13 protein-coding genes and 1 pseudogene are annotated in these 14,301 nt (G+C 69.7%); 6 read left to right on the forward strand and 8 right to left on the reverse strand.

Annotation, left to right across the window (positions count from 1 at the left end):
• The first annotated feature begins 79 nt into the window (after positions 1-79).
• Positions 80-301 carry a hypothetical protein gene (locus tag OG289_RS05965; protein WP_327312951.1) on the forward strand — a complete coding sequence of 74 codons (222 nt, stop codon included), beginning with the start codon at positions 80-82 and terminating at the stop codon, positions 299-301.
• A gap of 85 nt (positions 302-386) precedes the next feature.
• Here the strand turns inward: OG289_RS05965 and OG289_RS05970 are convergent, their stop codons facing one another.
• The 3 genes from OG289_RS05970 to OG289_RS05980 all read right to left on the reverse strand — a co-directional run bounded on the left by OG289_RS05970 (position 387) and on the right by OG289_RS05980 (position 3,768).
• Positions 387-1,655: a DUF3533 domain-containing protein gene (locus tag OG289_RS05970; RefSeq protein WP_327312952.1), complete on the reverse strand. Its 1,269-nt coding sequence runs from the start codon at positions 1,653-1,655 to the stop codon at positions 387-389.
• 285 nt (positions 1,656-1,940) lie between these two features.
• Positions 1,941-3,392, reverse strand: a complete 1,452-nt coding sequence (locus OG289_RS05975; protein WP_327312953.1) for a DEAD/DEAH box helicase — start codon at positions 3,390-3,392, stop codon at positions 1,941-1,943.
• Positions 3,393-3,564: 172 nt separating this feature from the next.
• Complete coding sequence (locus OG289_RS05980; protein WP_062705208.1) at positions 3,565-3,768, reverse strand: cold-shock protein; 204 nt, start codon at positions 3,766-3,768, stop codon at positions 3,565-3,567.
• 560 nt (positions 3,769-4,328) lie between these two features.
• Here OG289_RS05980 and OG289_RS05985 point away from each other — a divergent pair.
• On the forward strand, positions 4,329-5,270 hold the full coding sequence (locus OG289_RS05985) for an IS982 family transposase (RefSeq protein WP_327312954.1): 942 nt from the start codon (positions 4,329-4,331) through the stop codon (positions 5,268-5,270).
• A 379-nt stretch (positions 5,271-5,649) separates the two neighbouring features.
• Here OG289_RS05985 and OG289_RS05990 read toward each other — a convergent pair whose 3' ends face one another.
• Entirely contained in the window at positions 5,650-7,332 is a 1,683-nt protein-coding gene (locus tag OG289_RS05990; protein ID WP_327312955.1) for an SWIM zinc finger family protein, read from the reverse strand.
• Between the two features lie 254 nt (positions 7,333-7,586).
• Here OG289_RS05990 and OG289_RS05995 point away from each other — a divergent pair.
• Together OG289_RS05995 and OG289_RS06000 are read left to right on the forward strand one after the other, a co-directional pair.
• Positions 7,587-8,221 (forward strand): annotated as a pseudogene (locus OG289_RS05995) (MBL fold metallo-hydrolase); the annotation flags it as partial.
• Positions 8,222-8,226: 5 nt separating this feature from the next.
• Positions 8,227-8,637 (forward strand): nuclear transport factor 2 family protein, encoded by a 411-nt coding sequence (locus OG289_RS06000; protein ID WP_327312956.1) that lies wholly within the window; start codon positions 8,227-8,229, stop codon positions 8,635-8,637.
• Between the two features lie 39 nt (positions 8,638-8,676).
• On the opposite strand, the gene OG289_RS06005 is transcribed toward OG289_RS06000, so the two are convergent.
• Both OG289_RS06005 and OG289_RS06010 read right to left on the reverse strand, forming a co-directional pair.
• A complete protein-coding gene (locus tag OG289_RS06005; RefSeq protein WP_327312957.1) occupies positions 8,677-9,603 on the reverse strand; it encodes a helix-turn-helix transcriptional regulator in 927 nt (308 codons plus the stop codon).
• A 99-nt stretch (positions 9,604-9,702) separates the two neighbouring features.
• The gene (locus OG289_RS06010) at positions 9,703-10,602 is read right to left on the reverse strand and encodes a helix-turn-helix transcriptional regulator (RefSeq protein WP_327312958.1); all 900 of its coding nucleotides are present in this window, start codon (positions 10,600-10,602) and stop codon (positions 9,703-9,705) included.
• A 233-nt stretch (positions 10,603-10,835) separates the two neighbouring features.
• Between OG289_RS06010 and OG289_RS06015 the strand changes: the two genes are divergently transcribed.
• Positions 10,836-11,687, forward strand: a complete 852-nt coding sequence (locus OG289_RS06015) for an aldo/keto reductase (RefSeq protein WP_327312959.1) — start codon at positions 10,836-10,838, stop codon at positions 11,685-11,687.
• Between the two features lie 221 nt (positions 11,688-11,908).
• Positions 11,909-12,538 (forward strand): flavodoxin, encoded by a 630-nt coding sequence (locus OG289_RS06020; RefSeq protein WP_327312960.1) that lies wholly within the window; start codon positions 11,909-11,911, stop codon positions 12,536-12,538.
• 94 nt (positions 12,539-12,632) lie between these two features.
• Here OG289_RS06020 and OG289_RS06025 read toward each other — a convergent pair whose 3' ends face one another.
• Together OG289_RS06025 and OG289_RS06030 are read right to left on the reverse strand one after the other, a co-directional pair.
• Positions 12,633-13,295, reverse strand: coding sequence for an SDR family oxidoreductase (locus tag OG289_RS06025; protein WP_442818873.1), 663 nt, complete (start codon positions 13,293-13,295; stop codon positions 12,633-12,635).
• 151 nt (positions 13,296-13,446) lie between these two features.
• Complete coding sequence (locus OG289_RS06030; RefSeq protein ID WP_327312961.1) at positions 13,447-14,256, reverse strand: SDR family oxidoreductase; 810 nt, start codon at positions 14,254-14,256, stop codon at positions 13,447-13,449.
• Positions 14,257-14,301: the final 45 nt, after the last annotated feature.

Here is a 14,301-nt window from a genome sequence, read left to right on the forward strand (position 1 = left end):
ATCTCAGTCCCGGCCAACGGTGAACGACGGGGCAGGGGTCGGGGAAAACCGGGGCCCGGTGAGCTTCTACAGTGCGGGTATGGAGATCAGGTGCTCTCAATGCCAGGGGTTCGACCTGGAGCCGGGGTTCGTCGAGGACTCCGGCGACCACTCCCGGGGGTACGCGCGGTGGATCCCCGGGCCCCTGCAACGCGGGGTTCTGGGCGGAGCCAAGCGCTTCGGCCGGCCGCGCTTCCAGATTGACGCCCACCGCTGCCGTGCCTGCGGCCACTTGGAGCTCTTCGCTCCGCACGAGGTGTGACGGGGCCGGCTGCATCGCCTCGCCCCGTCACCCGGCGCACCGCCTCGGTGCAACGGCCACGGTCAGCCGTACAGAGGCCGTGGGGTCAGGCGGGTTGCGGAGTGAGGCGCTCGTGTCCCTTGCGGTCGTAGTACCTCGTCATCGCGAAGCCGAAGAGCAGGGCGAGGGCCGTGCCGATCGCGATCATGATCCAGGAGCGGGTGAGTCCGGCGTCCCCGCGGGCGTCGAAGAAGAGGATGGCGCGCACGCCGTCGCTGAGCTGGCGCATGGGCTCGAAGTGGGACAGGAAACGGTAGAAGTCGGGGATCGCCTGAAGCGGGACCGTGGCGCCCGAGGACGGCAGGCCCAGGACGATGAACACGAACATGGACACCAGCTGGCCGATTCCGCCGAAGGCGGCGTTGATGGCCTGCACGCCCAGCCCGACGGCGAGGGCCGCGCAGTAGGAGAAGACCCACAACAAAGGCAGGTGGGAGGCGTCCATGTCGAGGATGGCCACGCATGACAGCATCACCAGCGAGGCGCTGACGAGCGTGATGCCCGCGGTCATGCCCATCTTCAACAGCAGCGTCTGGGTGCGGTTGATCGGCACGGTGGGGCGGCGCGTGTGCCAGGGGCCGATCTCGTTGTCGGCGTAGCCGAGGGCGGTGTCGACGCCGTTGCTGATCACGTTGCCGCCCATGAAGCCGGCCAGTACGAGCAACAGGGTGTAGTAGAAGGCGGTCAGGCCGAGGCCGCTGTGGGCGCCGATGGGGTGGCCGACCCTGGTGACGACGTTCACCGGGTCGGCGAGCAGCAGCCGGGTGGTGGAATTCGCCCGGGTGCCGACGGCTGCCGTGAGTTGTCTGCCGACGGTCCCCGACACCTGGTGCGCCGCCTGGGTCGTGATCTGGGCGGCGAGGGAGGAGCCCAGGCTTCCCTTGCCGGGGTTGGTGAGCACGGTGAGCACCGGCCGTTGTGTGGCGCCGGTCGTGGTCAGAGCGGTGACCGAGTCGGTGAAGTCGGCCGGGATGACGAGTGCGCCGTAGACCTTGCCGGAGTCGAGCTGCTCCTGGGCCTGGGCGCGGGTGAGGGTACGCCACTCGGCCTTGCCGCCGGCGGTGTCGGCGCCGATCGCGGCGGCGACCTGGGTGCCAAGGTTCTGCTTCTGTCCGGCCGGCGGCTTGCCGGTGTCGCTGTTGACAAGAGCGATGGGCAGATCGTGCAGGTCCCGGTTGGGGTTGACGATCCCGCCCATGTAGAGCAGGGACAGCAGCAGGGCGAGCAGCCCTGTGAGGATCGTGGGCACCAACCACAGCTTGGGGCGGCGCAGCAGCGCGGCGGCACTGGCCTGAGGGGTGGTGGACTCGGCCATGGTTCTCCGTTGATTCCGGGCTGTGCGAGTACCGAACAGCGACTGGCGGCGGTTGTACGAGCGATCCTGCCACCCGCAAGAGTCGCCCGGATGGGGCGTGCACCGGCACAGGCCGCCGCGTCCCCCGTCTTCCTGCCCCTTGCAGTAGGAGAGACCAGGACGGCGGCGGGGGCGAGCGCGTCGGGTTCCTTCGCGCTGTTCGGGACCGGCGATGCCGACCGGGCCGTGACCGGAGTCGACGAGGGGCGAGTGGCAGGGCCGATGGGCCGACCCGCCCGGCACGAGCTATGCGCCGCGACGGACCCGGGCAGCCTTGCGGGCCTCGGCGATCTGGCGGCTCTCGGCAGACCGGCGGGACTCGCCGCCTTCGCGACCGGCCCGCCCCGGGCGGGTACCCATACCTCGGAAGGGGGCACCCCCACGCTTCGGGCGCTCCACGACCGGCCCGCTTCCGCCGACGGGGACACCGGAGGGGGCCTGGGCGCCGGTGATGCGGCTCAGCTCGGCCTCGCCGGAGCGGACCCGCGTGATCTGCGGCCTGATGCCCGCGTCGGACAGAAGACGGGCCATGTCCCGGCGCTGGTCGGGCAGGACCAGCGTGACGACGCTGCCGGACTCGCCGGCGCGCGCGGTTCGCCCGCCGCGGTGCAGGTAGTCCTTGTGGTCGCCGGGCGGGTCGACGTTGACGACGAGGTCCAGGGCGTCGACGTGGATGCCCCGGGCCGCGACGTTGGTGGCCACCAGGACCGTGACGTGACCGTCCTTGAACTGGGCCAGGGTGCGGGTCCGCTGGGGCTGCGACTTGCCGCCGTGCAGCGCCGCGGCCTTGACGCCACTGCTCAGCAGGTGCTTGGTGAACCGGTCGACAGCGTGCTTGGTGTCCAGGAACATGAGCACGCGACCGTCACGGGCGGCGATCTCGGTGGCGGTGGCGAACTTGTCGGCGCCGTGCACCTCCAGCACGTGATGCTCCATCGTGGTGACCGCGCCCACCGACGGGTCGACCGAGTGGACCACCGGGTCATGGAGGTAACGGCGCACCAGGAGGTCGATGTTGCTGTCGAGCGTGGCCGAGAACAGCATGCGCTGACCGTCGGGGCGTACCTGGTCCAGCAGTTCGGTGACCTGGGGCATGAAGCCCATGTCGGCCATCTGGTCGGCCTCGTCCAGGACGGTGATGTTCACCCGGTCCAGGCGGCAGTCCTTGCGCTCGAGGAGATCCGCGAGGCGGCCCGGAGTCGCGACGACCACCTCGGCCCCGGCGCGCAGCGCGCCGGCCTGCCTGCCGATCGACATGCCGCCGACCACGGTGGCCAGCCGCAGCTTCAGCAACTGGGCGTACGGGGTGAGCACATCGGTGACCTGCTGGGCCAACTCGCGTGTGGGGACGAGGATCAGGGCCAGCGGCTTCCGCGACTCGGCACGCTGCCCGGCCGTGCGCACGAGGAGCGCCAGACCGAAGGCGAGCGTCTTGCCCGACCCGGTGCGCCCGCGGCCCAGGACGTCGCGTCCTGCGAGGGAGTTCGGCAACGTGGCGGCCTGGATCGGAAACGGCTCGTTCAGGCCGAGGCCGGTGAGCATCTCCAGCAACTCGGCCGGCATGTCCAGTTCACTGAAGGTCGCAGCCGCGGGGAGGGCCGGAGTGACGGTGACCGGCAGCGCGAACTCTCCGGAGGGTGTGGAACGGTCTGCGGCGCGGTCTGCGGAGCGGTCATTCGTGCGAGCTGCACGGCTCATGGAGAGCCTTCCTCGACGGGGCACGCATCGAGGAATTCCCGACAGCAATAAGCCGATGAATTGCAAGAACGAGCCGAAAGTGAGACTGAAGTAATTCCGACCGGAATGCAGGAAGCAGCAAACTGGGGCCCGCCACAAGGTGCGGGCCCCAGTCAGTTCATGCGCTTCGGCATCAGGCGGGAGTGATGTTCTCCGCCTGCGGACCCTTCTGGCCCTGCGTGACGTCGAAGTTCACCTTCTGGCCTTCCTGGAGCTCACGGAAGCCCTGGGCGGCGATGTTCGAGTAGTGGGCGAAGACGTCGGGGCCGCCGCCGTCCTGCTCGATGAAGCCGAAGCCCTTTTCTGCGTTGAACCACTTGACGGTGCCAGTAGCCATGTCATTCTCCTTCGGGGCAGTGCCCAGGTTCCACACCGTGTGGAACCTTGTGTTGCCACAATGAACCCCGTCCGGATAAGCACCGGAGATACAAAAATGCCCGGCGACATATAGCCGCCGAGGCACTTGAAGTTTCGGGAACCACAACTGCAACTACCGCCCAGCGTAGCACGGCACATGCATTCGCACCACCTATCGCTCGCACACGAAAGGTTAATTTTCAGATTACAGAAGGTGTGACAAAGGAAAATCGGCCGCCCACGCAACCGGGCGGCTCGCCAGGCGAGGAAGCTCAGCCGGACCTTACGGTCCGGATTGTCACGGTTCGTATCCACCAAACTCCGCTAGGACAACTGCCAGGCCAGCTCACGCCAGCTGGATGATCGCCGGTGTCAGTGACCGCCCGTACAGGGGCTGACCGGCGTTCCCCACCGGTCCCCAAGGCACCCGGCAGGCCGTCGTCTCCAGGCACATCGTCGATCAGATCACGCGCGGGCGCAGTCTGGTCAAGCTCGTCGAGTCCGCCTAGATGATCGATTCCAAGGGGTGCCTGTAGAGACGTGGACGAGGGTGTCCAAGATCGTTGTTTTACGAACAACCTGGACACCCTCGCGACGGCACTCTACGTGAGAACCGACGATCTGCTGAAAGCTGCTCCGCACCTGGCTCCATGGCGGCCGAGGGTGGGCATAGCGCCCAAGCTGAGCGACGCCGAACTGGTCACCCTGGCGGTGATGCAGGCCCTGCTCGGCTTCACCAGCGAGGCCCGCTGGCTCCGCCACACCCGCACCCACCTGCGCCATCTGTTCCCTTGCCTGCCTCAGCAGCCGGGCTACAACAAGCGCCTGCGGGCAGCGTCTTCGCTGATCCGCCGCACCATCCGGGTACTGGCCACCGACACCGCGCTGTGGAGCGACGACGTGTGGATCGTGGACTCCACTCCGGTGGAATGCGGCCGCTCCAAGGAGACCGTCAAGCGCTCCGACCTGGCCGGCTGGGCCGAGTACGGCTACTGCGCCAGCCACAGCCGCTTCTTCTGGGGCCTGCGACTGCACCTGATCTGCACCCCGCACGGCCTGCCCGTGGCCTTCGCGCTGACCGGGGCCAAGGCCGTCGAGCGTGAAATCCTCCTCGACGTCCTTGCCGCCGAACCGAAACTGCTGCACGCCCGGCCGGGCCAGACCCTGCTCGCCGACAAGAACTACTACGGCCGCAAGTTCGAGCGGGAGCTGGCAGAGCACGGCGTGCGGCTGCTGCGTCCGGCCCGCAAAGGCGAGGCCCCACGGGCCGGAGCACACCTGCTCAAGCCGCTGCGTCAGCTGATCGAGTCGGTCAACAACACCCTCAAGGGCCAGCTCGACCTGGAACAGCACGACGGCCGTACTCCCGCAGGCGTGACCGTCCGCGTTCTGCAGCGCATCCTCGCACTCACCGCCGCCCTATGGCACAACGACCAGGCCGGACAGCCGATCCACCGCTCACTGATCGCCTACGATCACTGACCCCTCGGAATCGACCATCCAGGCCCGCCGGCGCGCCGTCAACGCACCTCATCGCGTGGCCCTGATGAGGGCCGGGGCATGCTTCGAGCGGGGCCACTTCGTCGAACACCCCAAGACCCTCGTGGCATGAGATCAGGTCACGAGCACCGGCCAGGCGCCACGACGTGCACCATGCAAGGGAGCGGGCCATGGCGGCGAAGCCGGGGATCAGGCAGAACTCGATTCTCGATGCTGAGCTCAACCTGCCCAACGCCGCTATTGCCACCGAGTTCTCCTACACACCCAAGACAGTCGAAGGAGAACCACCTCCATCCATCACAAATTGCGGCTATACGAACTCCCCAAGACGGAAACGGCACTCTCCCTCTGCAGACAGGGTTCATAGACCATGCCGGTCAAGGATGGTGATCAGTTTGCGCCTGCGTTTCAACTCCGCCCGCAGACCGGCGAGATACGTGGTGAACTCGTCCTCTGTACCCAGCGACCGGTGGCAAGCGCGGACTTCGAGCAACAGCCTCGCCATCTGCTCGTAGACGCGGTCCCCGGTGGGTCCCTTCAGCGGCTCTACGAGCCGCAGGTACACCGCAAGCGCGTCGGCCGTGCGCGTCTCGCGCGAGAGGCCGGCGAGCTGCTGCCACTGCCGGTCGTCGGCACGGTCAGCCGCCTCCCGCCAAGCGGTGTCCAGGTCGCCGTCGTCGAGGAGCGCGTCGATCAGTACGGGCCCGCGGTGCCAGCCGCCGCGCTCCTGACGAGTGTCCTCGCGCAGAGCGGCCAGCGCCGCCGCCCGCTCGGTCTCCCAGCTGCCCGCGGCCCGGGCAGCAGCGCGCAGTTGCCGATAGGCGGCGAGGGACCGCTCGGCCAGGAAGCGATCTCGGCGGACTGCTACGGCCTCGGCCTTCCGGCCTGTCCGCGTGTAGCTGGCGCACACGTAGTCGACCAGGCGGCTGTCGACGTGTGCCTCGTTGGCGGTGTCCCGGAGTCCGCGTTCCGCCCACGCGAGCGCGTCCTCGGGCCGGCCGGCTGCACCGAGCTCCTCGGCGATGCGCAGATGCGTGGCACCGGACGGCACCAGATCCTTCACGTACAGGGCGACCAGCGCGTCCACGTCACCCTCCGCCTTGACCAGGCGCTCCATCAGATACCTCTCCGCCCAGCCACGCGGGCTGCGCCGCCGCGCCTCGGCCGCCAGCTGCCGCAGGCGGGCCAGCCCGACCTGCCCCAACACGTCGGCGTAGTCGAGCGGATCGAGGTCCGTCGCATCGTTCCGGTCACCGAGCACGTGGCCGACCAACCACTCGGCCAGCCGCTCCGGGTCGGGGCGCTCGACTCCGCAAGCCTCCAGGTGAGCCTCGGCCACCGCGGCCACGGCCTGCCCGACCACGCCGTCCGAGTCATCAATCTCCTCGTACGCCTCGCCGAGCGCCCGGATCGCCTCCTCGGCCAGGCCGACCGCGCGCGCCGCCTGCCCACCGGCGGTAAGGGCGCGCAGCGCGTCCGCCGCCTCCGCCACCTGCCGCGCGTACCCAGGGGCGTCCGCGTACTCGACGTACCCGTACCGGGCGAAGGGCCGCGGATCGAGCAGCGCCAGGACCCGTTCCCGAACCGCGCCCAGGTCGGAGCGCGCGGCCGCGGCCCGCAGCTCCAGCCGCCGACGCAACTCCCGGTCGCCGGCGACCTGTTCCCGCACCAGCCCGAGGAGCTCGTCCCGGGACAACGCCGTGAGCCACGCCTCCAGACCTGAGGCCCGCGTCCGGGCGGCGGCCCGCTGCCGCGGGATCGCCTCCGCCTGCCGCAGCACGGTCAGCCCCACCGCCACACAGTGCTTGCAGAAGTTGCCCTCCTGCCCGTACGGACAGTCGCACCAGCCCGAGATCCCGGTGCCCTCGCCGAGGGTGAGTTCCACCTCGTAGACGCCGGTGCCGTGCACCCTCGCGGTGACCGAGGCGTCCCCCACCTCCAGACCGCTCACCGCGTCCAGATACCCCAGCCCCCGCTCGAAGGACCGAGCCCCGGCCAGGGCCCGCAGCTCGTCTTCGCCGTATCCCACCACTTGCCGTGCCATACCGGTATTCAACCGCCCCCGCAGCGTGGCGGGCACGAAAGCCGCCGACCTCACCAGCACGCCAGCGTGCTACAGAGTGGCGCCTGACAGCACACGACGGCTGTCGTTGGAGCCATGCTGGCCCAACCCGAGACACCCAGCGCGTCCTGCGAACCGAATCCAGCATGACGCCCGGCCGGGCGTGAACGCCGGCGCGCTCCTCCTCCCCGTACCAGTCGTCGAGGAACTGCCCGGCGCGGGAGCCGAACCGGGTCACGGTGCGCACCGTGTTCGTCGGCCACGCCGACCCGGACTTCTACTTCGGCGCCGAAGTGATCGCCGACGCCTTCCCCGACGCGACGTTCGTCGCCACCCCGATCGTCATCGAGCACATCCGGCACTCCTACGAGGGCAAGCTCAAGGCGTGGGAGGCCCTCGGCCCGAACCTGCCCACTCGCCTGGTCGAGCTCACCCCGCTGACCGGCGACCTCACCTTCGAAGGCCACCGCTTCGAGCTCAAGGGCGGCCCGGCCGGCCTGCCCGACCGCCACTACCTCTGGCAGGCCGAGCACCGCGCCCTCCTCGGCGGCGTCCTGCTCTTCCAGCAGGAGCACGTCTGGGTCGCCCCCCCACCCCGGGCGACCGCGCGTCCTGGGTCGACCTGCTGGACGAAATGGCCGCCCTGAAACCGGAGTTGGTCGTCCCTGGCCACCGCCTGCCCGACACCGCCGCCGACGCCTCCGCCATCACCGCCACCCGCGACTACCTGCTCGCCTTCGAGGAGGAACTCGGCAAGGCGGCCGACGGCGCCGCGCTGACCGAGGCACTGGTCAACCGCTATCCCGACAACGGGATGCTGATCGCCGCCCAGATCGGTGCGAAGGTCGCCAAGGGTGAGATGAAGTGGGGCTGGCCATGGCCGAGTTCGCCGAATCCACGGCGCCCGCGGATGTCGTACGCCGCCAGTACCTGGCCTCCGCCGCCGGTGACCTCGAAGCCCTCCGCGCCACTCTTGCCCCCGACGTGGAGCGGACGGAGATGGCCGGCTTCCCCCTCGCCGGCCCCTACCGCACCCCTGACGGGGTCACGTCCAACGTGATGGAGAAGCCCGGCCAGGACTGGGACGACTGGACCGCCCACGACGACACCTACGTCGTCGACGGCGAGAACGTCGTCGTCCTGGCCCGCTACACCGCCGTCAACAAGTCCACCGCCAAGTCGCTCGACGTCCGCGTCGCGCACCACTTCGTCGTACGCGGCGGACTCATCGTCCGCTTCGAACAGTTCGTCGACACCGCACTCGTGCGCGACGCCATGACCCACTGAGCAAACGGGAGTTCTTCCAGTAAGCCCGGCCCTTGCTGCTCAGTCGGCCGCCCGGCGCCGGGACAGCCGTGTCTCCTCGATGTCGAGCCCCGGCTCGCCGCGTTCCGCGTCGAGAAGGGTCAGCTTGTCGTGGTCGGAGGTACCCGGCTCGGCGAAGAACACGACGAACCGCTGCTTCTGGCTGTGCTCCAGCGGCATCGACTCGTAGCCGAGGTGGAGATCGCCGACGTCGGGGTGGTGGAAGGTCTTGGGGTCCGGGGCGTGCGGTTTGACGTCGAAGCGGTTCCACAGGTCGGCGAAGTCCGGGCTCTTCGCCAGGAGTTCGCCGACCAGGTCGGCCAGGTCCGGGGCGCCCGGTTCGGTGCCGGCCAGGGCGCGCAGCCGGCCGACGCAGGCGCGGGCCTGCTCGTCCCAGTCGTCGAGTAGGTCGCGGGCGAGGGGGTGGAGGAAGGCGTAGCGGGCGAAGTTCCGTCGCGGCGGCGGCCAGTCGGCCAGGCCGGCGAAGAGCCGGAGCGCGCCGGGGTTGAAGGCGAGCAGGTCCAGGGTGCGGCTGACGACGTAGGCCGCGTTCGGGCGCACGGACTCGAGGAGCACCGTCAGCTGTGGTCTCACGGTGTGGCCGGGTGCGGGCGGCGCTTCGGGGGCGTAGGCGGCACGGGAAGCGAGCTCGCGCAGGTGCCGGTGCTCGGACGCGTCGAGGAGCAGGGCGCGGGCGAGGGCGTCGACGACCGTGGGACCGGGGTGGGTCTCCTTGCCGCGTTCCAGGCGTACGTAGTAGTCGATGCTGATCCCGGCGAGCGTGGCCAGCTCCTCGCGGCGCAGGCCCGGCGTGCGGCGCGGGCCGGGGGCTGCGGTCAGCCCGGCCTGCTCGGGGGTGACCTGCGCACGGCGGGCGCGCAGATAGGTGCCGAGGTCGCTCGTGGCACCCGTCGGGTGGCCCTTCGCCTTCTCCGCTGCGCGCTCCATGCGACCATTTTGCCCGTCTTTTTGGGGTCATGTATCAGTGGGTGTGCGTCCCTGCGTGGCCTGCGGGGTCCCGCTGCCGGATCAGGGCAATGCGCGCGGCTACGGCACGTCGTTCATGGCCGGCCGCCTGCCGGGTCCGGGGTCGGGAGCGGTCATGTCCAGCAGGAGGAGGGCGTCGTGATCGGGGGTGCCGGGTTCGGCGGCGTAGGCGACGAGGCGCCGGCCCGGTGTGCCGTCCAGCTCCATGGACTGGGCGGCCAGGGTGACTTCGCCGACCTGTGGGTGGCGGAACGTCTTGTGGGTGGCCTTTCGGCCTGTGACGTCGTAGCGGTCCCACAGCCTGGCGAAGTCAGGGCTCTTGAGTACGAGTTCCCCGACGAGGGTGGTCAGGTCGGGGGCGTCGGGGGCGGTGCCGGCCAGGGCGCGCAGCCGGGCGATGCAGGCACGTATCTGGATGTCCCAGTCGGGGAACAGCTCGCGGGCCGCGGGGTGCAGGAAGAAGTAGCGGGCGAGGTTGCGCTGGGTGGCGGGCCAGTCGTCCAGGCCCGCGTACAGGGCGAGGCCGCCGGGGTTGGAGGCGAGCAGGTCCATGCTGCGGCTGACGATGTACGCCGGGTTCGGACGCATCGCATCGAGCAGCAATTTCAGGTGCGGGCGCACGGTCCGGTTCGGGGCGGGCGGCGGCTCGGGGGCGTACCGCGCGGCGCGGACGGCCAGTTCGCGCAGGTGCTGGTGTTCGGCGTCGTCCAGGTGCAGAGCGCGGGCGAGGGCGTCGACGACGGAGGGACTGGGCCGGGTCTCCTTGCCGCGTTCCAGGCGTACGTAGTAGTCGATGCTGATCCCGGCGAGCGTGGCCAGCTCCTCGCGGCGCAGGCCGGGGGTGCGGCGAAGGCCGGCGCCGGCCGTGAGGCCGACGTGTTCGGGTGCGGTCTGTGTGCGACGGGCACGCAGAAACCGGCCCAGCTCGGCGCCGCCGTCGCTGCTCTGCTCAGATGCCATGCCCTTCAGTGTCACACCGCTCCGACCTGCGTGGCAGGGATGTGAGGGGCCCTGTCACTCCCCCGCTCGCCACCCCCTGGCACGGCTCGGCCTGCCACCGGTGGCGAAAGAGCGCGAAGGTGAATTCTGGCGGGCTTCGCACCGGTCGTGTATAGACCTCCCGCCCGTGTTCGAGCGTCGGCCGGCATCCGGCCCGTGCTCCACACTCGCATCCCGCTTGAAAGGCAACCCTCATGCAGAGCGTCACCCTGAACAACGGTGTCGACATGCCGATCCTTGGCTTCGGCGTCTTCCAGATCCCGGCGGAGCAGACCGAACAGGCCGTCACCGAGGCCCTCGCGGCCGGCTACCGGCTACTCGACACGGCCGCCTCCTACGAGAACGAGGAGGCCGTCGGCCGCGCCATCAAGAACAGCGGCATCCCGCGCGAAGACCTGTTCGTCACCACCAAGCTGTACGTCCAGGACGCACCCGCCGAGGAAAACACCAAGCGGGCTTTCGAGACGTCGCTGGCCAAGCTCGGCCTGGACCACGTCGACGTGTACCTGATGCACCAGCCCTACGGCGATGTGTACGGCCAGTGGCGTGCCATGGAGGCGCTGCACCGAGAGGGCCGGGCCAAGGCGATCGGCGTCGCCAACTTCTACCCGGACCGGCTCCTCGACCTGATCATCAACAACGAGATCACCCCGGCGGTCAACCAGATCGAGACCCACCCGTTCTTCCAGCGCGCCGACTACCAGGACCTGATGCGCGAGCACGGGGTCCAGATCCAGTCCTGGGGCGGGTTCGCCGAGGGCAAGAACGACCTGTTCACCAACCCGCTGCTGAGCGAGATCGGCGAGAAGCACGGCAAGTCCGTGGCCCAGGTGGTGCTGCGCTGGCTGGTCCAGCGGGGCGTCGTCGCGATCCCCAAGTCGGTCCGGCCCGAGCGCATGGCGGAGAACCTCGACGTCTTCGGCTTCGAGCTCACCGACGAACAGATGTCGGCCATCGCCACCCTGGACACCGACGGCTCGCTGTTCTTCGACCACCGCGACCCGGCGATGGTCCAGTGGCTCAGCGCGCGACGCGTGGACGGCTGAGTCAGAACGCACACGTGCTCGGTCGGTGTGGGGCTCTGCCGCTCATGGCGCATCTCCTCACACCGACCCCCGTTCTCCGGCGCGCCGAGCAAGCAAGCCGACCGCCCATCCTTCATCAGCTTTCGACAGAGGCTTTCCATGACTACCCAGAGCGAGCACCAGCGATGAGTCATACCCCTCGCCGCACAGTGCTCCGCGGCCTGCTCACAGGAGGAACGGTCATGGCGGCCGGTGCCGCGATCGGCGCTTGTTCCGCCTCTCCTGCCTCACCCCGTCCGGACGAATCCGCGTCCGCCGAGCGGTCCGGCACACCCGCCCCGGGTGCCCGCACCGTCCTGCTGGCCTACTTCTCCCGGCCGGGCGAGAACTACTACAACGGCGGACGCCGGAACATCGAGGTCGGCAACACCGAGGTCCTGGCCCGCATGATCGCCGACCGGATCGACTGCGACGTCCACCGCATCCAGGCCGCGGACCCCTACCCGGCCGGCTACGACGCGACTGTCCGGCGCAACGTCCGCGAGCAGGACAGCGAGGCACGTCCGGCCGTCGCCAACCCACTGGTCTCCATCGACCGTCACCACACGATCCTGCTCGGCAGCCCCATCTGGAACGTCCGCGCTCCAATGATCATGACGACGTTCACCGAAGCCCTCGACTTCCGCGGCAGAACCGTCGTCCCGTTCACCACCCACGCCATGAGCGGCCTGGGCACCATCGCACGCGACTACGCCGCCTCCTGCGCCGGCGCGACGATCGCCGAGGGCCTCGCAGTACGCGGCGAGGAAGTCCGGGACGCCGCTGCCGCCGTCGACGCCTGGCTGCGGCGCATCGGACTGCCTGCCTCGTGACCGGGCACAGGGCCTTCGGCTCTCGTGGTCTGCGCTCCTTCGGCGGGACACCCCGAGGAACGGGTGACCGGTCCGGCAGTCGGCGCCCCGCCGGTCACCGCTGTTGACGGGTCGGACGGAACAGGATCTCGTTGACGTCGACTTCCTGGGGCTGGCTCATGGCGAACTCCACGCAGCGGGCGAAGCTGTCCGCGGGGATGGCGTAGTCCTGGTAGAGGCCCGCGACCGCGTCCGCGACGCCTTCGGCCTTGACCGAGGCGGGCAGTTCGGTGTCCACCGCGCCGGGAGAGATGACCGTGGTGCGGATGTCGTACGGCTTGACCTCCTGGCGCAATGCCTCGGAGATGACGCGCACGGAGTACTTGGTCGCCGAGTAGATCGCTCCGCCCGGACTGATGACATGTCCGGCCACCGAGGAGACGTTGATGAAGTGGCCGGACCGCTGCTCCTTGAAGTGCGGCAGGGCTGCCGCGATGCCCCGCAGAACGCCCTTGATGTTGACGTCGATGGCCTGTTCCCACTCGTCGAACCGCTCCATCTCCAGTGGGGACAGCGGCATGAGACCGGCGTTGTTGAGCATGACGTCGATGCGGCCGTGCAGGTCGACGGCCCGCTGGACCAGCGCCTTCACCTGCTCGCGGTCGCTCACGTCGGGCCGCACGACCGCCTTGCGGTCGAGGCCGAGTTCGTCGGCGAGTTCCTCCAGCCGTTCCAGTCGGCGGGCGCCGAGCACGACCTTGGCGCCCCGCGCGGTCAAGTGCCGGGCGGTCGCCGCGCCGAGTCCCTGCTGGCACCGGTGATGACGACGACTTTGCCGGTGATGTTCTCCGTCATGGGGGTTCCTTCAGGCGATCGGTGTGCCGTGAGTCGAGAGCGAGGGGCGGCGGCGAGGCAGACGGCGCCGTCGGTCAGGCGTGCCGAACCGCTTCGAGGTCCTGCCGTACAGGTGCGGGTTCGGCGTCGAGCGGCATGTTGGCGCTGTCCAGGGCGGCGTCGAGGGAGCCGGGCACATCGGCGGTGAGGCCGGCGAACAGCAGGTCGAGGTCGGAGGGGGCAGGCCCGTGCTCGGCGACGAGTTCGAGGGTCTTGTGGCCGGCCTCGGGCGAGGTGAGCGCGGAGACGAGGACTTGGGCGATCTGCCGACGGGCGATGACGCCGTCGCTGGGGCTACCGGCGTGCCGGGTGTCGCCCTGCAGCATCGTCAGGGCGAGCTGGCCGGGAGCGTTGTAGTCGAACCAGCCGGGGCGGACGATCGTGTACGGGCGCCCACTGGCCCGGACCAGGCGTTCCGCGCGGCGCTTCCACGCGTGGGCGTCGGTGATCATGTCGTCGCGGACCGTGCCGTCGGTGTTCCTGGGGCGGCCCGTGACGCCGATCGCGGTCATCAGCGAGATCCGAGCCGGCTGGTCGCCCAGTGCCGCCAGGGTGTTGCGGACGGCCCCGTAGTCGATGCGTTCCGCCTGGCCGGGCCCGCCGTGGGAGCCGTGGGAGAAGACCACGGCGTCGATGCCTTCGACGGCCTCCTTGAGGGTGTCGGCATCGGTGAGGTCCCCGGCGACGAGCCGAGCGGCCTCAGGCAGCACGGTCCGGACGCGCCCGGGATCGCGGACGAGGGCTTTCACCTGGTGGCCCTGCCCGAGGGCTTCGGCGACGACGAGGGTGCCGACGCTGCCGGTAGCACCGACGACCAGGACGGTCAGAGGGGTGGAGCGGGTCATGGCGGAGACTCTTCCGTGACGTGAGGACAGGGGTCAGCGGTACGT

Origin of the sequence: Streptomyces sp. NBC_01235, from assembly GCF_035989285.1 — a bacterium.
GTDB lineage: Bacteria > Actinomycetota > Actinomycetes > Streptomycetales > Streptomycetaceae > Streptomyces.

Coding starts and splice junctions, on each gene's coding strand:
- OG289_RS06020 (WP_327312960.1), top strand. CDS start 11,909: ATGGCGGCCGGTGCCGCGATCGGCGCTTGTTCCGCCTCTCCTGCCTCA.
- OG289_RS06000 (WP_327312956.1), top strand. CDS start 8,227: ATGGCCGAGTTCGCCGAATCCACGGCGCCCGCGGATGTCGTACGCCGC.
- OG289_RS06005 (WP_327312957.1), bottom strand. CDS start 9,603: ATGGAGCGCGCAGCGGAGAAGGCGAAGGGCCACCCGACGGGTGCCACG.
- OG289_RS06030 (WP_327312961.1), bottom strand. CDS start 14,256: ATGACCCGCTCCACCCCTCTGACCGTCCTGGTCGTCGGTGCTACCGGC.
- OG289_RS05975 (WP_327312953.1), bottom strand. CDS start 3,392: ATGAGCCGTGCAGCTCGCACGAATGACCGCTCCGCAGACCGCGCCGCA.
- OG289_RS06015 (WP_327312959.1), top strand. CDS start 10,836: ATGCAGAGCGTCACCCTGAACAACGGTGTCGACATGCCGATCCTTGGC.
- OG289_RS05990 (WP_327312955.1), bottom strand. CDS start 7,332: ATGGCACGGCAAGTGGTGGGATACGGCGAAGACGAGCTGCGGGCCCTG.
- OG289_RS05965 (WP_327312951.1), top strand. CDS start 80: ATGGAGATCAGGTGCTCTCAATGCCAGGGGTTCGACCTGGAGCCGGGG.
- OG289_RS05980 (WP_062705208.1), bottom strand. CDS start 3,768: ATGGCTACTGGCACCGTCAAGTGGTTCAACGCAGAAAAGGGCTTCGGC.
- OG289_RS05970 (WP_327312952.1), bottom strand. CDS start 1,655: ATGGCCGAGTCCACCACCCCTCAGGCCAGTGCCGCCGCGCTGCTGCGC.
- OG289_RS06010 (WP_327312958.1), bottom strand. CDS start 10,602: ATGGCATCTGAGCAGAGCAGCGACGGCGGCGCCGAGCTGGGCCGGTTT.